General features: G+C 74.7%; 15 protein-coding genes. 7 read left to right on the top strand and 8 right to left on the bottom strand.

The genetic code is table 11. From position 1 onward, the window contains the following. The gene (locus tag ICW24_RS04880) at positions 1-825 is read left to right on the top strand and encodes a carbohydrate ABC transporter permease (protein WP_226344591.1); all 825 of its coding nucleotides are present in this window, start codon (positions 1-3) and stop codon (positions 823-825) included. An 89-nt stretch (positions 826-914) separates the two neighbouring features. Beyond that, positions 915-3,218, top strand: a complete 2,304-nt coding sequence (locus ICW24_RS04885; RefSeq protein ID WP_226344592.1) for a glycoside hydrolase family 3 N-terminal domain-containing protein — start codon at positions 915-917, stop codon at positions 3,216-3,218. Positions 3,219-3,282: 64 nt separating this feature from the next. Here the strand turns inward: ICW24_RS04885 and ICW24_RS04890 are convergent, their stop codons facing one another. After that, on the bottom strand, positions 3,283-5,280 hold the full coding sequence (locus ICW24_RS04890; RefSeq protein WP_226344593.1) for a right-handed parallel beta-helix repeat-containing protein: 1,998 nt from the start codon (positions 5,278-5,280) through the stop codon (positions 3,283-3,285). A gap of 70 nt (positions 5,281-5,350) precedes the next feature. Further along, positions 5,351-6,595 carry an ROK family protein gene (locus tag ICW24_RS04895; protein ID WP_226344594.1) on the bottom strand — a complete coding sequence of 415 codons (1,245 nt, stop codon included), beginning with the start codon at positions 6,593-6,595 and terminating at the stop codon, positions 5,351-5,353. Between the two features lie 85 nt (positions 6,596-6,680). Between ICW24_RS04895 and xylA the strand changes: the two genes are divergently transcribed. Continuing rightward, a complete protein-coding gene (xylA, locus tag ICW24_RS04900) occupies positions 6,681-7,859 on the top strand; it encodes a xylose isomerase (protein WP_226344595.1) in 1,179 nt (392 codons plus the stop codon). Positions 7,860-8,004: 145 nt separating this feature from the next. Here the strand turns inward: xylA and ICW24_RS04905 are convergent, their stop codons facing one another. Next, positions 8,005-8,379 carry an MGMT family protein gene (locus ICW24_RS04905; RefSeq protein ID WP_307781291.1) on the bottom strand — a complete coding sequence of 125 codons (375 nt, stop codon included), beginning with the start codon at positions 8,377-8,379 and terminating at the stop codon, positions 8,005-8,007. A gap of 167 nt (positions 8,380-8,546) precedes the next feature. Here ICW24_RS04905 and ffh point away from each other — a divergent pair, with 167 nt between their 5' ends. From ffh to ICW24_RS04925, 4 genes are all read left to right on the top strand, one after another. Next, positions 8,547-10,190, top strand: a complete 1,644-nt coding sequence (ffh, locus tag ICW24_RS04910; protein ID WP_226344597.1) for a signal recognition particle protein — start codon at positions 8,547-8,549, stop codon at positions 10,188-10,190. 148 nt (positions 10,191-10,338) lie between these two features. Beyond that, entirely contained in the window at positions 10,339-10,545 is a 207-nt protein-coding gene (locus ICW24_RS04915; protein WP_226344598.1) for a hypothetical protein, read from the top strand. Beyond that, positions 10,546-11,799 (top strand): hypothetical protein, encoded by a 1,254-nt coding sequence (locus ICW24_RS04920; RefSeq protein ID WP_226344599.1) that lies wholly within the window; start codon positions 10,546-10,548, stop codon positions 11,797-11,799. It abuts the gene before it with no gap. Positions 11,800-11,945: 146 nt separating this feature from the next. After that, the gene (locus ICW24_RS04925; RefSeq protein ID WP_226344600.1) at positions 11,946-12,950 is read left to right on the top strand and encodes a bile acid:sodium symporter family protein; all 1,005 of its coding nucleotides are present in this window, start codon (positions 11,946-11,948) and stop codon (positions 12,948-12,950) included. Between the two features lie 46 nt (positions 12,951-12,996). On the opposite strand, the gene ICW24_RS04930 is transcribed toward ICW24_RS04925, so the two are convergent. From ICW24_RS04930 to ICW24_RS04950, 5 genes are all read right to left on the bottom strand, one after another. Next, positions 12,997-14,139, bottom strand: a complete 1,143-nt coding sequence (locus ICW24_RS04930; RefSeq protein WP_226344601.1) for a uroporphyrinogen-III synthase — start codon at positions 14,137-14,139, stop codon at positions 12,997-12,999. After that, positions 14,136-14,609, bottom strand: a complete 474-nt coding sequence (locus tag ICW24_RS04935; protein WP_307781292.1) for a nitrite reductase (NAD(P)H) small subunit — start codon at positions 14,607-14,609, stop codon at positions 14,136-14,138. Before ICW24_RS04935 ends, ICW24_RS04930 begins: the two co-directional genes overlap by 4 nt. 26 nt (positions 14,610-14,635) lie before the next feature. Next, positions 14,636-17,269, bottom strand: coding sequence for a nitrite reductase large subunit NirB (nirB, locus tag ICW24_RS04940; protein ID WP_226344602.1), 2,634 nt, complete (start codon positions 17,267-17,269; stop codon positions 14,636-14,638). 332 nt (positions 17,270-17,601) lie between these two features. Further along, the gene (locus ICW24_RS04945; protein WP_226344603.1) at positions 17,602-19,341 is read right to left on the bottom strand and encodes an FAD-dependent oxidoreductase; all 1,740 of its coding nucleotides are present in this window, start codon (positions 19,339-19,341) and stop codon (positions 17,602-17,604) included. Beyond that, complete coding sequence (locus tag ICW24_RS04950) at positions 19,338-21,464, bottom strand: molybdopterin oxidoreductase family protein (protein WP_226344604.1); 2,127 nt, start codon at positions 21,462-21,464, stop codon at positions 19,338-19,340. The genes ICW24_RS04945 and ICW24_RS04950 overlap by 4 nt, the downstream gene beginning before the upstream one ends. Between the last annotated feature and the right edge of the window lie 42 nt (positions 21,465-21,506).

The raw sequence follows: 21,506 nt of genomic DNA on the forward strand, positions 1-21,506 counted from the left end.
ATGAAGACGCGGGAGATGCCCAACGTCCTGGGCGGTTTCCTCGGGTGGTTCTACCTGGCCATCACGATCGTGCCGATCTACTACATCGTCGTCACGAGCATCCGGCCCCGGTCGTCGTACTATTCCGACAATCCCCTGTCGATCCCGACGTCGCCCACCCTGAGCGCCTACCGCGAGGTTCTGGCGGCGGACTTCCTCAGTTACTTCACCAACTCGGTCATCGTCACGGTCGTCTCGGTCGCGGTGGTCGTCTTCCTCAGCCTGCTGGCCGCCTATGTCATCGTGCGGAACCGCTCGACCCTCACGCGGCGCATGTTCGACCTGCTGCTGCTCGGCATCGCCATCCCGCTGCAGGGCGTGATCATCCCCGTCTACTACCTCATCGTCGAGATGGGGTTGTACGACACGTTGTGGGCGATCATCCTTCCCTCCATCGGTTTCGCCATCCCGCTGACGGTGCTCATCCTCGTGAACTTCCTGCGGGACGTCCCGGGGGAGCTGTTCGAGTCGATGCGGCTCGACGGCGCGAGCGACTGGAAGATGCTGTGGACGCTCGTCGTCCCGCTGAGCAAGCCGGCCATCATCACGGTCGCCATCTACGACGCCCTCAACGTGTGGAACGGCTTCCTCTTCCCCCTGATCCTCACCCAGAGCTCCGACAAGCGGGTCCTGCCGCTGTCGCTGTGGGCGTTCCAGGGGTCCTTCACCGTGAACGTGCCCGCCGTCCTGGCTGCCGTCGTGCTCTCGGTCCTGCCGATCCTCGCCGCCTACGCCGTCGGCCGTCGCCAGCTTGTGGCCGGTCTTACCGCCGGGTTCAGCAAGTAGCGACCTCCCGCTCCACCGGCGCCGCCCGCCCCGCCCGGGGCCGGGCGGCGCCGCGCATCGACTCCCTCTCCTCGCTCGAAAGGCCCCTCATGGCTTCCTGGAACGACCCCGGCCGATCCGTCGACGACCGCGCCGACGCGCTCCTGCGCGAGCTCTCCCCGCAGGAGAAGGCGGCCCAGCTCGGCAGCTTCTGGCCCGCCCCGAGGGCGGCGGCCACGGTGACCGGGGACGTCGCCCCGATGGAGGGGGCGCTGGCCTCGGGCCTGAGCTGGGACGAGACCATCGCGCACGGTCTCGGGCACCTCACCCGCAACTACGGCACCGAGCCCGTGGAGGTGGAGGCCGGTCTCGCCGCCCTGCGCGAGTACCAGCGGCAGGTCGTCGCCGCGAACCGGCACGGCATCCCCGCGATCGTGCACGAGGAGTGCCTCACCGGTTTCACCGCCTACGGCGCGACCGTCTATCCCGCGGCCCTCGCCTGGGGCGCGACCTTCGACCCGGACCTCGTCGAGGAGATGGCCGCTGCCATCGGCGCCGACCTCGCGGCCGTGCGCGTGCATCAGGGCCTGAGCCCCCTGCTCGACGTCGTCCGCGACTACCGGTGGGGCCGCTGCGAGGAGACGTGCGGCGAGGACCCCTACGTCGTCGGCGTCCTCGGGTCGGCGTACGTCCGCGGTCTGCAGAGCGCCGGCGTCGTCGCGACGCCCAAGCACTTCGTCGGCTACTCGGCCTCGAAGGCCGGGCGGAACCACGCGCCCGTCGCCGTCGGCCGACGCGAGCTCGAGGACGTCCTGCTGCCGCCGTTCGAGATGGCGATCCGGGAGGGCGGCGCCCGCTCGATCATGAACTCCTACAGCGACGTCGACGGCGTCGCCGCCGGCGCGAGCGTCGACCTCCTCACCGGCGTCCTGCGCGACCGGTGGGGTTTCACCGGCACGGTCGTCTCCGACTACTGGTCGGTGATCTTCCTCCGCCTCATGCACCGCATCGCCGCCGACGACGAGGCCGCCGGGATCCTCGCCCTGACCGCCGGCATCGACGTCGAGCTGCCGAACACGGGCGGCTACGGCCACCTCGCCGAAGCGGTCGAGGCCGGCCGCCTCGCGCCGGAGCTCCTCGACCGGGCGGCCCGACGGGTGCTGCGCCAGAAGATCGAGCTCGGCCTCCTCGACGAGGGGTGGGACGCGGGCGCCCAGGGCGAGGAGCGGGATCTCGACTCGCCGGGCAACCGGGACATCGCGCGTCGACTGGCCGAGCGCAGCGTCGTGCTATGCGCGAACGACGGCGTCCTGCCCCTCCCGCCGGGGCGGCGCCTGGCCCTCGTGGGGCCCTGCGCCGACGAGGTCCGGACCTTCATGGGGTGCTACGCCTTCCCCAACCACGTCATGGTCAAGTACCCCGAGATGGACCTGGGGCTGCGGATCGACTCGCTCGCCGACGCCCTCGCGCAGGAGTTCGACGGGGAGGTCGTCGTCGAGCCCGGCGTCCCGATCCTCGAGCCCGACGACGCGCGTCTCGCGGCGGCCGTGGCCGCCGCGGCGGCCGCCGACGTCGCGGTCGTGGCGGTCGGCGACCTCGCCGGCCTCTTCGGCCTCGGCACCTCGGGGGAGGGGTGCGACTCCGTCGACCTCTCGCTGCCCGGGCTGCAGGGCCGCCTCGTCGAGGAGGTCCTTGCGACGGGCACCCCCGTCGTGCTCGTCGTCGTCTCGGGCCGGCCGTACTCGCTCGGCGCCTACGCCCCCCGGTGCGCGGCCGTCGTGCAGGCCTTCATGCCGGGCGTCGAGGGTGGGGCGGCGATCGCCGGTGTGCTGTCGGGTCGGGTCGAACCCACGGGCAAGCTGCCCGTCGGCATCCCCGATCACCCGGGCGGCCAGCCCGGCACCTACCTCGCGCCCCCGCTCGGGTGGTACTCCGAGGGCGTCTCCAACCTCGACCCGCGGCCGCTGTACCCCTTCGGCCACGGTCTCGGGTACACCGGATACGGCTTGTCGGACCTCACCGTGTCGGCGACCGAGGTGGCGCCCGACGGGAGCGTCGAGGTGTCGGCGACGGTGAAGAACGTCGGCGACCGGGACGGCGCCCAGGTCGTCCAGCTCTACCTGACCGACGTGGTCGCCTCCGTGGTCCGGCCGCGGCTGCAGCTCGTCGGGTTCGCCCGGGTTCCGCTGCGGGCGGGGGAGGCGCGCCGGGTGAGCTTCGAGGTGCACACGGACCGGACCTCGTTCACCGGCGTCGACCTGCGCCGCATCGTCGAGCCCGGCGAGTTCGTCGTGCGCGTCGGGACCTCGAGCGAGGACCTGCCCCTGGAGGGGCGGTTCACCGTCACCGGCGACGTGCGGATCGTGCCCGAGGGGCGCGTCCTGACGACGCCGGTGACGCTCACCGACGCGTGATCCGGTGAGGCTCACCGACGCGTGACGGGGCCCGGTCCGGCGGCGGGCCGGGCCCCGTGGTGACTCACCAGATGCGCACGCGGCCCGTGCCCGATCGAAGGGCGGCGACGCACCCGGCCGCCCCGGGGGCGTCGGCGCTGCGCCGCTGCCCGACGAGGTCGACGTCGGCGGTGAGCGGGCTCCCGTCGCGGTTCTCGAACTCGGCGTAGGCGAACCGGACCGGCGGGAGGTCCGCGCCGCCCACCGGGGGCACGGTGACCGCGTCGAAACCGGCCGGCAGGTCGGTGACGAGGTAGACCTGCTCGCCGTCCTCGACGACCTCGCAGGACGCGGACCCGTCGAGGAGGGTGGCGCCGTCCTCGTCGCGGAACGGCCGCGCGGCACCGGCGTAGACGTTGTCGCGCACATACGCGGGCTGCAGCCGGCCCAGGAACTTCTGGTGGTCGCCGGGCTTGCCCGCGTTCACGCGCTCCAGGTACTCCTGCAGCGAGGCGGGACCGTCGTCGTACCCGGCCGTGCCGTGCCCGATGCGGACGTCGGTCGGCCCCCACGTCCGCCAGCCCCGGTCGGCGGCGTAGGGGGAGGTCGAGTCGTCGCCGAGGAAGAGGTTGCCGACGAGGCGGTCGTCGCCGCCCTCGATGACGGCGTAGCCGGCGACGTCGGTGCTGTGCGGCACGTGGTACGGCGTCGCCCGGTCGGGGACGGTCTCGAGGCGGTACGTGCCGGCGACGAGGTTGTGCAGGTAGGCCCCGCCCTGGCTGACGTTCTCGATCGACGCGGCGGAGGCGAAGACGTTGTGATCGACGACGTACGGCCCGTGGCTCACCTCGACGAACAGGTCGCGGTCGTTGCGGTAGAACGCGTTGCGCGTGACGCGGGTGCCCTGGGTCTGCCAGTCCAGCCACAGCCCGAGGGTGCAGTCGTGGATGCGGTTGTGCGCGATGGTGACGTCGATGGCGGCGTGCAGCTTGATCCCGGCGATCTCGTGGCCGAAGTACTCCCGCTTCGTCGCGATGTCGTGGATGTGGTTGTCCTCGATGGTCGAGAAGACGCACCCGAGGTGACCGACGACGGCGTTCTGGCCGCAGTGGTGGATGCGGTTGCGGCGCACGACGTGCGACCCGATCGTCTCCTTGTCCCACCCGATGCGCGTGGCCGCGAACACCGACTCGAGCTGGTACTGGTAGCCCGGCTTGTCGCCGCGCAGGGTCGCGAAGTTGTCGCCGGTCGAGGCCTCCTTGCCGAGGGACACCGCGGACCCCTTGGCGTCGTGGATGTCGTTGTCCTCGATGATCCAGCCCTTGGCCCAGTTCGGGCCGACGAGGCCGGGCTGATCCCCGGTGGGCGGCGCCCACGGGCAGGCGGCGTGGGCGAGCTCGAAGCCGCGGACGGTCACGTAGTCGACGTGGTGGACCTCGGGGTAGAAGACGCTGCGCCGGACGTTGATCTCGGTCAGCACGGCGTTGGGGTCCACGTCGCCGACGTTGATCCAGATCGTCGTCTCGTGCTCGTCGACGCGGGCGTGCCAGACGCGGGTGGTCGCGTCGGGGTCGGCCACGCGCACCGACGCCCCGGTCCAGGCGTCGATGTCGTGGGTGCGCCGCTGCGGCGCGCCGACGAGGTCGGGGGAGGCGACCTCGAAGAGGCTCACGCCGTCGAGGTACACCTCGCCGAGGTGCTTGCGGCCCTCGCCCGGCGTGGGGATGAGCCAGTCGCCGTCGATCTCTCGGGCGTAGGGGTTGAACTCCCCGAAGTACGCGTTCGGCAGCGTGACCCTCCACGTCCCGGCGTCGACGCGCTCCCAGTCCTCGATGCGCTCGGAGCCCTTGACGACGACGTGCTCGCCCGGGGCCGCCGCGTACGTGATCCGCCGGTGCTCGCCGAGACCGCCGCGGGCGGGACGGACCCACTCGCGGTACTCACCCTCGTGGACGAGGACCGTGTCACCGGGCTGCGCCCGCCGGGCGGCCTCGCTGATCGTGCGCAGCGGCGCGTCCGGGGTCCCGTGGGCGGCGTCGGAGCCGGTGACGGCGACGTGCAGGGTCGAGGGCGTCTGGGGCATGGCGGTGTCCTTCCGTCGGACCATTTGTTGTATCGCTGAACATATCGAGTCGGCCGGGCTCGGACAAGAGTCAGGCGAGCCATCGGGCGGGCTCGGCGAGCACCGACGCGAGCTCGCGCAGCGCGGCACCCCGTGCCCCCGCCGTGGGGTCGGTGGCCGAGGCGATCGCCGGGGGCACCCATCCCGCGGAGAGGATCCGGGTCGCGAGGAGGTCGCGCAGGTCGTCCTCGAGCACGTCGGCGAGCTGCCCGAGGTGGCCGCCGAGGACGATCGTCGGCACGTCGAGGACGTTGACGACGCCCGCCAGCGCGACGCCGAGGGCCCGCGTGGCCGCACCCAGGGCGGCGCGGGCCGTGGCGTCACCGGCGCGGACGGCCTCGACGAGCTCGGCGGGCGTCGCGTGCGGCATCCCGGCGGCCCGCAGCAGCGCGCGACGGCCGGCGTACTGCTCGAGGCAGCCCGTCGAGCCGCAGCGGCAGGCCGGGCCGTCCGGATCGACGCAGACGTGGCCGATCTCGCCCGCCCAGCCGTGCCGTCCCGACATGACGGCCCCGTCGAGGACGATGGCCCCGCCGATGCCGATCTCGCCGGAGAGGTAGACGAAGTCGGCGACCGGTCCGGGGCGCCCCGGCGCCGTCGTCGCGACGGTGAGGGCCGCGAGGTCCGCCTCGTTGCCGAGCCGCACGGGGATCGTCTCGCCCGCCGGGGTGAGCGGCGGGCCGAGGCCCGCGGCGACGTCGAGGTCGGACCAGCCGAGGTTGGGGGCGCGCAGGAGCGTGGTGCCCGGGTCCGAGGTGACGAGGCCGGGCAGGGCCACGCGGGCGCCGACGAACCGCGGCGCGGGGGCGGCCTGCGCCGACACCTCGCGGGCGAGGTCGGCGAGGCGGGCCAGGACCTGCGAGGGGGAGGAGCCCACGAAGTCACCGGCCACGACGCGGGCGGCGAGGGTCGCCCCGGACAGGTCCACGACCTGGGCCGCGAGGAAGCCCGCGTTGACCTGCAGGCCGAGGGCGGCCACCGTGCCGCGGGCCACGCCGAGCGGGGTGGCCGGGCGGCCGGGGCCGCTCCCGGCGGGGCGGGCGAGTTCGGTGAGCAGCCCGCCGGCCACGAGTTCGTCGACGAGACGGGAGGCGGTGGAGCGGGTCATGTGCGTCGTGGCCGCGACGCCCGCCCGCGACAAGGGGGTCTCGGCGGCGCACACCGTCGACAGCACGAGGCGCAGGTTGGCCTCCCGGAGGGACGACTGGCGTGCGCCGGCCCCCGGGCCCCGGGGTGCGGGCGGGGCGTGGCGCTCGGGGGGCGGGATCGACGACACCCATTGACCCTAGCCGACGGACCCTATATAAGTTGTGCGGAACAACAAACACCGATGACCGCTGTGATCGACGAAGGAGACCGCGATGCCTCGCACCCCCACCAAGGACGACAAGTTCTCGTTCGGCCTGTGGACCGTCGGCTGGCCGGGCGCCGACCCGTTCGGCGTCGCCACCCGCCCGGTCCTCGACCCGTGGGAGTACTCCGACAAGCTCGCCGAGCTCGGGGCGTGGGGCATCACCTTCCACGACAACGACGTCTTCCCCTTCGACGCCGACGACGCCACCCGCGAGCGCATCTGCACCCAGCTCAAGGACGCGACCGACAAGGCCGGTCTCGTCATCGAGATGGTGACGACCAACACCTTCAGCCACCCCGTCTTCAAGGACGGCGGCCTCACCGCCAACGACCGGTCCGTGCGCCGGTTCGGCCTGCGCAAGGTGCTGCGGGCCGTCGACCTCGCCGCCGAGATGGGCGCCGACACCTTCGTCATGTGGGGCGGCCGCGAGGGCAGCGAGTACGACGGGTCGAAGGACCTCTACGCCGCGCTGGAGCGGTACAAGGAGGGCCTCGACACGGTCGCCGGCTACATCAAGTCGAAGGACTACGACCTGCGGATCGCGCTCGAGCCGAAGCCGAACGAGCCCCGGGGCGACATCTTCCTCCCGACCGCGGGCCACGCGCTCGCCCTCATCGCCGAGCTCGAGCACGGCGACATCGTCGGCCTCAACCCCGAGACGGGTCACGAGCAGATGGCGAACCTCAACTACACGCACGGCCTCGCGCAGGCGCTGTTCAGCGACAAGCTCTTCCACATCGACCTCAACGGCCAGCGCGGGCTGAAGTACGACCAGGACCTCGTCTTCGGGCACGGCGACCTCATCTCCGCCTTCTTCACCGTCGACCTGCTCGAGAACGGCTTCGCGGGATCGCCCGACGCGCCCCGCTACACCGGCCCCAAGCACTTCGACTACAAGCCCTCGCGCACCGAGTACCTGGACGGCGTGTGGGAGTCGGCAGCGGCCTGCATGTCGATGTACCTCATGCTCGCCGAGAAGGCGAAGGCCTTCCGCGCCGACAGCCGCGTGCAGGAGGCGATGGCCTACTCCGGCATCACCGAGCTCGCGCGGCCCACGCTGGGCGAGGGCGAGTCCGTCGAGAGCCTCCTCGCCGCCGACGAGCCCTTCGACGCCGACGAGGCCGGCAAGCGCGACTGCGGCTTCGTCGCGCTGCAGCAGCTGGCCATGGAGCACCTCATCGGCTGACGGTGCCGTGGGGGTGGGGCGAGGGCCCACCCCCACGACGGCCGGGCGGCCGCCGCGACCGGGCCTGGACCTGACCGGCCGAGGGTGGTGCATCGGGGTCCCGAGCACCCCAGGGTGAGTGCGTCGTCGAGCCCGGGTCGACGCCTCAGGCGTTCGCGCCGGGGAGGGGGCCGAGGAGGTCCTGGGCGGCGTCGGCCCAGGCGGGCAGGTCGGCGCGATGGGTGCGGATGGCGGCGCCCGTCCCGCTCGCCCTGATCGGGGTGCCCTCGTCGCGGTACCGGGCGAAGGCCTCGTCGCGCAGGTGCGGCGGGAGGTCGCCCGCGGCGTTCGTCACCCGCCACCACGGCACCTCCGGCTCGCCGGGTGCCGGCTCGTGGGTGGCCATCGCCCGGCCGACCGCCCGCGGGCTGAGCTCGAGCAGCGCGCCGATGTCCCCGTAGCTGACGAGCCGCCCGGGCGGGACCAGGCGCGCCACCGCGGCCACCTGCGCGCGAGCGACGTCGAAGGGGACCCGGGCCATGGGCACCATCCAAGCATCGGCGGGTCCGCGCCTCGCCGGCCTCCCCGGACCCGGCGCCCCGCCGCGCGAGGCCCGGGCGACGACCGCGCGGCGGCCCGGCGATCGGGGTCCGGGCCGGCGGATCGTGCGTGGGCGGGGGCCGGGCGCGCGTTCGTTAGGCTTGGGCGGTGTTCAACTCCCTGTCTGACCGACTCACCCAGACGTTCAAGAACCTGCGCAGCAAGGGCCGCGTCACGGACAGCGACGTCAACGCGACGATCCGCGACATCCGCGTGGCCCTGCTCGACGCGGACGTCGCGCTGCCCGCGGTGCGGGCGTTCACGAGTCGGATCCGCGAGCGCGCCCTCGGCGCCGAGGTGCACTCCGCGCTCAATCCGGGCCAGCAGGTCGTCAAGATCGTCAACGAGGAACTCGTCGGCATCCTCGGCGGCGAGACGCGTCCGATCCGGTACGCGAAGAACCCGCCGACCGTCATCATGCTCGCCGGTCTGCAGGGATCCGGTAAGACGACGCTCGCGGGCAAGCTCGGCTACTGGCTCAAGGCGCAGGGACACACGCCGCTGCTCGTGGCCGCCGACCTGCAGCGGCCCAACGCGGTCACCCAGCTCCAGGTCGTCGGCGAGCGCGCCGGCGTCAAGGTGTTCGCGCCCGAGCGCGGCAACGTGGCCGGGTACGACGCGGCGGTCGAGTACGGGACCGGCACCCGCGGCTACGGCGACCCGGTCGCGGTCTCCCGGCAGGGCGTCGAGCAGGCCCGCCGCGACCAGCATGACGTCGTCATCGTCGACACCGCCGGCCGCCTCGCCATCGACACCGAGCTCATGGCCCAGGCCGCCGACATCCGCGAGGCGATCCAGCCCGACGAGGTCCTCTTCGTCGTCGACGCGATGATCGGTCAGGCCGCGGTCGACACGGCGCTGGCCTTCCAGGAGGGCGTGGACTTCACCGGCGTCGTGCTGTCCAAGCTCGACGGCGATGCGCGCGGCGGTGCCGCGCTCTCGGTGCGGCACGTCACGGGGCGCCCGATCATGTTCGCCTCGACCGGCGAGCAGACGAAGGACTTCGAGGTCTTCCACCCCGACCGGATGGCCTCCCGCATCCTCGACATGGGTGACGTGCTCACCCTCATCGAGCAGGCGACGCGGGCGTTCGACGACCGCCAGCAGCAGGAGATGGCGCGGAAGTTCTTCGAGGAGGAGGACTTCACCTTCGACGACTTCCTCCAGCAGATGTCGGCCATCAAGAAGATGGGCTCGCTGAAGTCGCTCCTTGGGATGATGCCCGGGATGAACCAGATGCGCGACCAGCTCGACTCCCTCGACGAGAAGGAGTTCGACCGCGTCGAGGCGATGGTGCGCTCGATGACCCCGTTCGAGCGCACCCACCCCAAGCAGATCAACGGCTCGCGTCGCGCCCGCATCGCCAAGGGGTCGGGCGTCACCGTGAGCGAGGTCAACGGCTTGCTCGAGCGGTTCGGTCAGGCGCAGAAGATGATGCGTCAGCTCCGCAACGGCGGCGGGATGCCGGGCATGCCCGGGATGCCGGGCGGCGGCGGGGCCGCCAAGCGCAAGCCGGTCCAGAAGAAGAAGGGCAAGTCGGGCAACCCCGCCAAGCGCGCCGAGCAGGAGAAGGCCCTCGAGACGAAGCGCGCCCAGGCCCGCCAGAACGCCTACGGCGCCGCGATGGGCGGGGCGTTCGGCCAGGCCGGCGACCAGGAGGGTGGCGGTCAGGGGCCGGCCGACCCGGCCGAGATCATGAAGAACCTCGACCCCTCCAAGCTCCCCAAGGGTTTCGACAAGTTCCTCAAGTAGGTCGGCGCGGGCGGTCCGCGGCGCGCCGGCCGCAGGGCCGACGAGGCGAACGGTCGGCGGCCGGGGCACGCACTGCCTGGCGCCCGGCCCGGTGGGTGGTCCACGATGTGCCCGAGGGCGCCGCCCGGTGCCCGACGGGGGGCCCGACATGTCCACGATCTCCGGCTCGAAGGCCGTGACGCCGACACCGTCGTCCGACGCGTCGTCCGTCGGCGGGCAGAGGCCGTCCGGGGCCTCCGTCCCGGTGAGCCCACCGGACCCGCCGGACGCCCGGGGCGCGGGCCCGGCCGCGGCCTGGTGGGGCGGCGGCACCGCGCTCCTCCTCGGTGGCCTGGCGACGGCGGCCGGGGGCTGATTGCGCTGGTGGGGGCCGGACCGGCTGCTCGTCCCGGAGGCCCGCGAGAACGGCGACGCCAATCCGCTCTGGGTGGGGGAGCGGGTCATGGTCCCGCCCGGGTCGGCCGAGCTCGTCGTCGGGGGGCAGCTCCTCGCCGCGCTCGGCCTGCTGTTCCTCGTGTTCCTGCCCTGGCGGGGGCGGTCCCGCTGGGCCGCTGCCCCGGGGCTGCTCCTCGGTGCCGCCGGGGTCGGCGGTCCTGCGCTCCAGTGGCTCGCCGCCCGGGTCGACGGGGTGCCGTCCCCCAGCGGGCGGTCGAGTGCGGTGGAGTACGTGATCGGCGCCGGGCAGCTGGGCCTGGGCGCCGGGCTTCTCCTCCTCGCTCTCGCGCTCCTGGCCGGGTCGCGCGAGGCGGCGCCGCGCCGGACGCGGGTCCTGCCGGCGGTCGTCGCGTGCCTCGCCGCGTCGACGCTCCTCGTCGAGTTCCTCACCCTCAGTGCGGTGTCGGAGAGCCACGACGACCCCGTCGGGACGCACGTCTTCTCCGGCCTGGCCCTCGCCGGCGCCGGGGCCGTCCTCCTGTGGTCGGTGGCCCGAGACCGGCGCGCCCTCCCCGGGCGCGCGGCCCGCGGACCCGGGTCGGCCGGTCCGGTCGTGCCCGACACCGACACGGGCCGGTCGCGTACGACCCGCCGCGCCGCCGCGGTGTGCCTTCTCGGGTCGGCCCTGGCGGCCGCCGCGGCCGCCGCGACGGCGGCCCTCACCGGCGTCGGCGCGGATCCGATGGCCGAGCCCGTCGCCGCGTTGCCCGTCCTGGCGGTGGTCGAGCACGTCGGGATCGCGGGCGCGTGCGTGCTGCTCGCCGCCGAGCCGCGGCGCGGATGGGCCCTCCTCGCGGCCCTCACGGCCGGGGGGATCGGCGCCGTCGGCGCCGGCGCCGGCGCGGTCCTCAACCTCATCCCGCTCATCGGCGCGGAGATCACCGGCCCGCTCATGTGGGACCGGTGGGGCCTCGGCCTCGTGCCGCTGGCCCTCGTCTCCTTCTCGCTCCTGCTCGTGGCCGGTCGACTGGGCCGGCCGCAGCAGCGGTCCCGCGCGGTCGTGGCGGTGGTCGCCGCCTCGCTCGTCTTCGCGGCGAGCCGCCCGTTCGTCGTCCAGAACCTCATGCGGTACGAGGGGGACCAGTGGGTGGCGGCCCTCGTCGGAGCCCTGGGCGTGCTCGTGCTCGCGGCCGCCTGGTGGGCCGCCGGCCGGACCCGCCCCGCGCCTCGCTGACAGCCGACCTCACGACGCCGGCGACACCGCGCACCGCGTGACCAAGACACTGCCGTCGGCGCGACCCCACCCGTCATCGGGGCCCCGGTGTCCGCCAGGAGAGACCGGCGTATCGACGGGCGAGACGATGGGGCAGCATCGTGCGCATGTCCCGAACGTCTCCCGCCGTCTCCTCACCCCCCGACGCCCCGACCGCGGAGGACCGCAGCGCGCGGCTCGCGGTCACGGTGTTCCCCCTGCTCATCCTCGCGGCGGGGATCCTCGGGTACGTGTTCGCTCCCGCGGCGAAGGGCCTCGCGCCTGCGGTGACGCCCCTGCTGGGGATCGTCATGTTCGGGATGGGGCTCACCCTCACCCCGCGCGACCTGGCCCTCGTCGCGTCGCGCCCGATCCCGGTGCTCATCGGCGTGGTCGCCCAGTTCCTCGTCATGCCCCTGCTCGGTCTCGGCATCGCGACGCTCCTGGGGTTGGACCCGGTGCTCGCGGCGGGCCTCATCCTCGTGGGCTGCGCCCCCGGCGGCACGGCGTCCAACGTCATCTCCTACCTCGCCCGCGCGGACGTCGCCCTGTCGGTGGCGATGACGACGGTCTCGACGCTGCTCGCCCCCCTGCTCACCCCGCTCCTCGTGCTGTGGCTCGCCGGCACCTACCTCGAGGTCGACGGCGTGGCGATGGCCATGTCGATCCTGCAGGTGGTCCTCGTGCCCGTCGTCGCCGGTCTGGTCCTGCGCCTGGTGCTGCCGCGCGTCATCGACCGCGTCCTGCCGGCCCTGCCGTGGGTCTCGGTGGCGGCGATCTCGCTCATCGTCGCGGCGGTCGTGGGCGGCTCGGCCGACCGCGTGATCTCCGCGGGGCTCGTCGTCTTAATCGCCGTCGTCCTCCACAACGGGCTCGGCTACCTCCTCGGGTACGGGCTCGCCCGCCTCGCGCGCCAGCCGGAACGGGCGTCGCGGACGACGGCCATCGAGGTCGGCATGCAGAACTCCGGTCTCGCCGCGAGCCTGGCCGGCACCTACTTGGAGCCCGGCGCCGCGCTCCCGGCCGCCGTGTTCTCGCTGTGGCACAACATCTCCGGCGCCCTTCTGGCGGCGTGGTTCCGGCGTCGGCCGGAGTCCGCCACGACGGCTCCGCCGACCCGCCCGGCTCCGTAGGCGATCAGAGCCTGCCCGCGGCGCGGGTGGCGGATCGGGGACGTCCTCAGGGAGCGGCGGGTGCCGGGGTGGGCAGGTCGAGGCGGTAGCCGCGCTTGACGACGGTGCGGACGAGGTCGCGGCGCGGGAGCGCCTCGCGGAGCCGGGCGACGGCGACCTCCGCCGTGTGGGGGTCGGTGCTCTCGCCGGGGAGGGCCGCGAGGATCGCCGCGCGCGTGACGACCCCGCCGTTCGCCTCCACGAGGAGCCGGAGGACGGCCAGGCCGCCGGGGGACAGGGCGAGCGCGTGCCCGCCCAGCCGCGCGGCGTGCCGCAGGACGAGGAGCCGGCCGTCCGGGGTGTCGACGCCGGCGCCCGACCGGGCGGACAGCTCGGCGACGACCTCGCGCACGAGGGCGCCCATCCGGTACCGGTCGGGCACGAGCGGCTCGACGCCCACGGCCTCGAGAGGGGCGGCGGTGACGGGTCCCACGGCGGCCGCGAGGACGGGACCCCGCGGCTCGAGGGCCGCGAGCACGTCGCCGGTGAGTCCCGCGTCGGCCGCGGCGACCAGGAACGCGTGCGCACCCGGGGCGGAGGTGAACACGACGGCGTCGACCCGGCGGGCCGCGACGTCGGCGAGCCCGCGGGACACCGCCTCCGGGTCGGGGGCGGGCCCCCAGCGGTAGACGACGAGCGGCCGCACGACGGCCCCCGCCGCCGACAGCGCCTCGTCGAGCCCGTCGGCGCCGGCGCCGTGGTGCTGGACGGCGATGCGCACGCCGTCGACGCCCTCCGACAGGAGCAGGTCGCGGATCTCGGCGGACGTCTCCGACTCGGCGACCCAGTCGGCGACGAGCCCGGCGGCCTGGATCGCACCGCGGGCCTTGGGGCCGCGGGCGACGATGCGGGCGCCCTCGAGGACGCGCTGCAGGTCGGCGGCGCGTCCCGCCGCGTCGGCCGCCTCGATCCAGCCCCGGAACCCGACGCCCGTCGTGACGACGACGACGTCGGGCGGGTCGGCGAGCAGGTCCTCGGTGCGGGCGAGCAGCTCGTCGTCGTCGACGTGCGGGATGATCGAGAGCACCGGCGCGTGGAGGACCTCGGCGCCGCGCCGCGTGAGCGCGGCGCCCAGCTCGGCGGCCCGCCGGTGCGCCGTGACGAGGATGCGGAAGCCGCCCAGTTGGTCCTGCAGGGGTTCGCGCGTCATGAGGACGAGTCGACCACACCGCGGGCCGCCGCGTCGGCGTCCGCGATCGCGTCGAGCGCGCCCGCCGCCCCCGGGCCGGCGGGCGCCTCCGTGCACGCGCCGACGAGGACCCGCCCGTCGCGGACGTGCACCTCCCACGACCCCAGCCGCACCGACGGGTCGGCGACCGCCCGGCCGGTGGCCACGGCGAACGCCTGCTTGTACATGGGGGACTGGAGGGTGGCGACCTCGACGCCGTCGACCCACGTCGACCCCACGAGGCCGCGGGACATGACGTTCGCGCCGCAGTACGGGTCGTGCTGGCCGACGGCGTGGACGGAGTCGTCGGGCAGGCGCACGAGGGCGATCTGGACCCCGTCGACGAGGGCGGCCGCGGCCCGCTCGGGCAGCAGGTCGGACAGGGCGCAGACGTCGGTGGCGCCGTCGGCGCCGCGGGCGGGGGCCGTCGTGGGGTCGGTGGCGATGCTCACGGGATTCTCCTCGTGCTGCGGGGCGGTCAGGACCGGACGGGGATGCTCGGGCCGCCGATGAGGACGGGGCCCAGCGGTTCGCCGGCGATGTCGCGGACGTCGACGTCGGTGTCTCCCTCCCGGGCCGCCGCGACCTCCTCGGCGCGGGCCGGTCGACGCTGACCGCGTTCGGTGACGTAGGCGAGGTCGGTGTCCGGGGTGGTCGGCGCGTTGACGAACGAGCCGAACCGGGCGAGCTTGACCGGGTCGCTCAGCACGTCGGCCCACTCGTCACTGTAGTTCTCGACGTGCGCGGCCATCGCGGCGTCCAGGTCGTCGGCGATGCCGAGGCTGTCGTGCAGCACGACGCCGCGCACGTGGTCGACGCCGCCCTCGATCTCCTCGAGCCACGGGGCCGTGCGCTGGAGCCGGTCGGCCGTGCGGATGTAGTACATGAAGAAGCGGTCGATGGTGCGCACGAGGGTCTCGGTGTCGAGGTCCTCGGCGAAGAGGACGGCGTGGCGCGGGGTGAAGCCGCCGTTGCCGCCGACGTAGAGGTTCCAGCCCTGATCGGTCGCGATGACGCCGACGTCCTTGCCGCGCGCCTCGGCGCACTCGCGCGCGCACCCGGAGACCCCGACCTTGAGCTTGTGCGGGGAGCGCAGCCCGCGGTAGCGCAGCTCGAGGTCGACGGCCAGACCGACGGAGTCCTGGACGCCGAACCGGCACCACGTCGAGCCGACGCACGACTTCACCGTGCGCAGCGACTTGCCGTAGGCGTGCCCCGACTCGAAGCCCGCGTCGACGAGGCGCCGCCAGATCTCGGGGAGCTGCTCCATCCGCGCGCCGAACATGTCGATCCGCTGACCGCCGGTGATCTTCGTGTACAGGCCGAAGTCGCGGGCGATCTCGCCGATGACGATGAGCCCCTCCGGAGTGACCTCGCCGCCGGCGATCCGGGGCACGACGGAGTAGGTGCCGTCCTTCTGGATGTTGGCGAGCACGTGGTCGTTGGTGTCCTGCAGGCTCGCCCGTTCGCCCTCGAGGACGTGGCCGGTGCCCAGGCTCGCGAGGATCGAGGCGACCGTCGGCTTGCACACGTCGCAGCCGCGGCCGCGGCCGTGGCGGTCGATGATCTCGCTGAACGTGCGCTCGCCGGTGACGCGGACCATGTTGAACAGCTCGGCGCGGCTCACGTCGAAGTGCTCGCACAGCGCCCGGCTCACCTCCAGGCCCGACTTCTCCAGCTCCGCGGTGACGAGCTTCTTGACCAACGGCAGGCAGGAGCCGCAGCTCGTGCCCGCCTTCGTGCAGGCCTTGACCTCGGCGAGGTCGGTGCAGCCCTGTTGGGAGACCGCGCAGCGGATCGTGCCGGCGGTGACGTTGTTGCAGGAGCACACCCCGACGTCGTCGGGCAGCGCGGCGCTCGCGTGGGGGTCGGCCTGCGCCCCCTCGGGCATGAGGTAGGTGGCCGGGTCGCCGGGCAGTTCCCGCCCGAGCATGGGGCGCAGGCTCGCGTACGCGCTCGCGTCGCCGACGAGGATGCCGCCGCGCAGGGTGCGCGCGTCGTCGGAGAGCACGAGCTTCTTGTAGACCCCGGCGACCGGGTCGGCGTAGACGACCTCGAGGCTGCCGGCCTCCGCGGCGAAGGCGTCCCCGAAGCTGGCGACGTCGACGCCGAGCAGCTTGAGCTTCGTCGCGGTGTCGGCCCCGGGGAACGTCGCGTCGCCGCCGAGGAGGCGGTCCGCCACGACCTCGCTCATCGCGTACCCGGGGGCCACGAGACCCCACACGCGACCCTCGATGCAGGCGACCTCGCCGATGGCCGACACGGCCGGGTCCTCCGTCGCGCACACGGAGTCGACGACGACGCCGCCGCGCTCGCCGATCGGCAGACCGGCCTCGCGGGCCAGCTCGTCGCGGGCGCGCACGCCGGTCGCGAAGACGACGACGTCGGTCTTCATCGACTCGCCGTCGGCGAACGTCATCGAGTCGACGAGACCACGCTTCGCCTTGACCGCCTTCGTCGCGGTGGCGAGGCGCAGGTTCACCCCGAGCGCACCGATGAGCCGCGACAGCGCCTCGCCGCCGCCCTCGTCGACCTGGACCGGCATGAGGCGCGGCGCGAACTCGACGACGGTCGAGTCGACGCCCATGGCCGCCAGGGCACCGGCCGCCTCGAGCCCGAGCAGGCCGCCGCCGATGACGGTGCCGCGCAGCGCGCGGCCGAGGTCGCGTTCGCGCTCGGCGACGAAGCCGCGCAGCTCGGCCACGTCGTCGACCGTGCGGTAGACGAAGCAGCCGCGGTGGTCCTTGCCCTCGACGGGCGGGACCATCGCGTACGACCCCGTGGCGAGCACGAGGTGGTCGTACGTCAGGACGTCGCCGCGCGACGTCGTCACCGTGCGGGACGCCCGGTCGACGTGGGTCGCGGCCACGCCGCGCCGGAGCGTGACGAGCGGGTCGCGCCACAGCTCCGGGTCGCCGAGGGCGAGCTCCTCGGCGTCGCGACCGCTGAAGTAGGAGGTCAGCGCCACCCGGTCGTACGGCGCGCGGGGCTCCTCGGCCAGGAGGGTGACGCGCCAGGCGCCGTCGGCGTCACGGGCGCGCAGGGCCTCGACGAGGCGCTGGGCGACCATGCCGCCGCCGACGACGACGAGGTGCTGGGGCGTTCCGGGCATGGGGGTTTCCTCTCGCAGGACGGGGGTCCTCGCTCCGTCGCGGGGGCGTCTGCCCTGGTCTCAGGGCTGTTCGTCGTTCTCGACGGTAGGAACGGGGTGTTTCGCGAACCCGCGGAGCGTGTTTCGGCGGTGCTAACTGGTCCTCACGCCCGGCGGGCGGGCGTGTGCGGGCCGACGACGAACCGTGCGGACGACACGGGCGGCCCCCTCGACGAGGAGCACCTCGCTGACCTGGTCCGACATTGGGTGGCGGCGCCCCGACCCCGCACGATGTCGTCGGTACGGTTCTTCGATCCGGGAGACCCGCGCACGGCGCCGCGTTCGCGGCCCGGTCACGCCCCGCTCGGGGCCGGGGTCAGGGCCGCGGGGGTCTCCTCCCGTGCCCCGGGCGGCGGGGCGGGGTCGGCGGCCTCGAGCCACTCGAGGATGCCCTCGACGGCGCTCGTGCACCCGCCGCACCCGGTCGTGGCCCGGGTGCGGCCGGCGACCCCGGCGAGGGTGCGTTCGCCGTGCTCGAAGGCGGTGACGATCGCCGACTTCGTCACCCCGTTGCAGCGGCAGATCGTCGCCGACCCGGGGATCGAGGCGGGACTCGTCGCGACCGGTACCCCGCCGCCACCGCCCTTGAGCAGCAACCGCGCCGGGTCGAGGGGGATCGCGGTGCCGCGTTCGTAGGCGACGAGCAGGTCGGCCGCGAGCGCGCCCGCGCCCACGAGGACACCGCCCACGAGGCGACCGTCGCGCACGGCGAGGCGCAGGCTGCGGCGGCCCTGCACGTCGAGCAGGGTGACGACCCGCGGCGCCGCCGACACGGCGGCGGACGCCCCGGACCCGCCCGATCCTCCGGAACCGGCCGATTCCACGGAGGCGCCGACGTCCTCGGCAGCCGCGCCGGCGCCCGTCGGGCCGGCCGCGTCGGTCTCGTCGTCGTCCGGGCCCCAGTCGTCGGGCACGGCGCCGAACGCGACGACGTCGAGGCCCTCGGCCTTGAGTCGAACGACGTCCGTGGCCGCGGCTCCGACCCTCCGGCCCGAGGAGGGCCCGCCCGGGCCGACGGTCGGCTCCCCGCCGAGGGCGGCGGCGAGGTCGCGGGCGAGCGCGCCCGCCTGCTCCCAGCCGGGCGCGAGCAGACCGGACCAGCCGTCGGGGGTCCGGGCGCAGTCGCCGATCGCCGCGATCCGGGGGTCGGCCGGGGTGCGCAGGTCGGCGCCGACGACGACGCCCCGGTCGACGTCGAGCCCGGCGTACTCGGCGAGGTCCGTGCGGGGGATCACGCCCGCGGTGAGGACGAGCAGGTCGGTCTCGACGTGTCGGCCCCCGCCCAGGCGCACGCCGGAGACGGCGCCGTCGCTCACCGTGACCTCCTGCGCCCGCGCCCGGGTCGCGATCCGGATGCGGCGGTCGGACAGGCAGCGTCGCAGCACCGCGCCCGAGGCTGCGTCGAGCTGACGGTCCATCGGGTGGGCGCCGGAGTGGACGATCGTCACCGCGAGGCCGCGGGCCGCCAGGCCCCGGGCGGCCTCGAGCCCGAGCACCCCGCCGCCGAGGACCGTGGCCCGTCGCGGCGACCCGTCGGGGCGGGTGCCCCCGGCCGCCGCGAGGATCTCGCGGCAGTCGTCGAGGGTCCGCAGCGCGTGCACCCCGCGGGGGAGGTCGGCCGGATCCGCCCGGTCGGTCGGCCCGGTCGGCCCGGTCAGCCCGGGCAGCGACGGCACGCGGGGCTGCGCCCCGGTCGCGAGGACGAGGGTGTCGTAGCCGTGCCGTCCACCGCGGTCGTCCTCCACCACCCGCTCGCCGCGGCGGATCCGGCGCGCGGACACCCCGGCGAGGACCCGCACGTCCCGGGGCGCGTCGGGGAGGGTGAGCCCGTGCAGGTCGGCGCGGCCGGCGACGACCTCCGAGAGCAGGAGCCGGTTGTACGGGGCGTGAGGCTCGGCGCCGAGCACGGTCACCTCGCAGAACCCGGGCGGCACGCGCCGGTCGAGCTCGTCGAGGAACCGGGCCGCGACCATGCCGTGCCCGACGACGACGATGCGGTGCCGGGGCAGGTGCGGGGGCGGGGTCGCACTCACGCGAAGACCTCCGAAGGCGGTGGAGCGGCGGGCCGCTCCGCGTCGGCGGGGGCGACGTCGACGGCGCACACCTTGAACTCGGGCATCCCGCTGATCGGGTCGACCGCGGGGTTGGTCAGGGCGTTCGCCGACTCGGCGCCCGCGTAGTGGAAGGGCATGAACACCGTGTCGGCGCGGATGTCGTCCGACAGGCGGGCGGGCACGACGCTCGTGCCGCGCGCGGAGGTGACCCGCACGTCGCTGCCCTCCTCGATGCCCAGGCGGTGCGCCGTGAGGGGGTGGATCTGCACGTGGCCGCGCGGCGCCGCGCGAGTGAGCTCGCGCACCCGCCGCGTCTGCGCGCCCGACTGGTAGTGCGCCAGGACGCGCCCGGTCACGAGGTACAGCTCGGCGTCCTCGCGCAGGTCGTCCGCCACGGCGGCCGCCCGCACCGGGTGCATCACCGCCCGCCCGTCGGGGGTGGCGAAGCGGTCGAGGAACAGGCGCGGCGTGCCGTCGTGGCCGGGGGCCGGCACCGGCCAGTACAGGGCCTGCGCGGCGGCGCGTTCGCCGGTCACGCCCGCGTAGTCGGCGCGCCCGCCGGCCGAGGCGGCGGCGAGCTCGGCGAGCACCTCGTCGGGGTCGGGTGAGAACGTGCCGGGGGCGTCGAGGCGGGCGGCCAGGTCGTGCCAGATCTCCAGCTCGGACCGCACCCCGGAGGGCGGCGCGACGGCGCGGGAGCGGCGCAGGACGCGACCCTCGAGCGAGGTCATCGTGCCGTCCTCCTCGGCCCACTGGGTGACGGGCAGGACGACGTCGGCGAGGCGCGCGGTCTCCGACGGCACGACGTCGCAGACGACGAGCAGGTCGAGCTCACCCAGCCGCCGCGCGACGGCGGTGGCGTCGGGTGCGGACACGACGAGGTTCGAGGCGTGGACGAAGAGCGCCGCGAGGCCGTCGGGCCGCCCGAGCAGGTCGAGCATGGCGACGGCGGGCACCCCCGCCCCGGGCAGGTCGTCGGGGTCGACGCCCCACACGCCCGCGACGTGGGCGCGAGCGGCCGGGTCCTCGATCGAGCGATAGCCGGGCAGCTGGTCGGCCTTCTGGCCGTGCTCGCGCCCGCCCTGGCCGTTGCCCTGCCCGGTGAGGCAGCCGTAGCCGCTGCCGACCACGCCGGGCAGGCCGAGGGCCAGCGCGAGGTCGATCGCCGCGGTGACGGTGTCGGTGCCGTGCGCGTGCTGCTCCGCGCCGCGGCCGGTGAGCACGTAGGCGCCCCCGCCGCCGCGCGCCGGCGCCGCCGCCGCGAGGAGGCGGGCCGCCGCCCGGACCTGCTCCGCCGGCACCCCCGTCTCCCGCTCGACCCGCTCGGGCCACCACTGGGCCACCTCCCGGCGCACCGCGTCCGCGCCGTTGACTCGTTCCGCCAGGTACGCCTCGTCGGCGAGGCCCTCCGCCCACACGACGTGGGTCAGGCCGAGCAGCAACTGCAGGTCGGTGCCCGGCAGCGGCTGCAGATGGATGCCCGCGCCGTCGTCGGTGAGCGCCGCCGTCGGCGTGCGGCGCGGGTCCACGACGACGAGCCCACCCGCCGCCCGCGCCCCGGCCAGGTGGGCGACGCACGGCGGCATCGTCTCGGCGAGATTGCTCCCGAGCAGCAGCACCGCCTGCGCGCCGCCGAGGTCGGTCAGCGGGAACGGCAGGCCGCGGTCGAGCCCGAAGGCCCGGTTTCCCGCGGCCGCCGCCGACGACATGCAGAACCGACCGTTGTAGTCGACGTACCGGGTCCGCAGCGCCACCCGCGCGAACTTGCCCAGCGTGTACGCCTTCTCGTTCGTCAGACCCCCGCCGCCGAAGACGCCGACCGCGTCTCGCCCCCGGCGCGCCCAGGTCTCGCGCAGCCGCGCGACGACCACGTCGAGCGCCTCGTCCCACCCGACGGGGTGCAACTCGCCGTCCCCGCCGCGCACCAGCGGCGTCGTCAGCCGATCGGGCACGTCGAGGACCGCGGCGCTCGTCCACCCCTTCTGGCACAGGCCGCCCCGGTTCGTCGGGAAGTCACGCGGCGCGACCTGCACGCCGTCCGCGGTCGGCGTCACGCTCATCGCGCACTGCAGCGCGCAGTACGGGCAGTGGGTGTCGGCCATGGGTGGTCCCTTCAGGGGCGCCGCCGGCGCGCGGGGGCGGTC

The organism is Agilicoccus flavus (genome assembly GCF_014857905.1).
Lineage (GTDB): Bacteria > Actinomycetota > Actinomycetes > Actinomycetales > Dermatophilaceae > Agilicoccus > Agilicoccus flavus.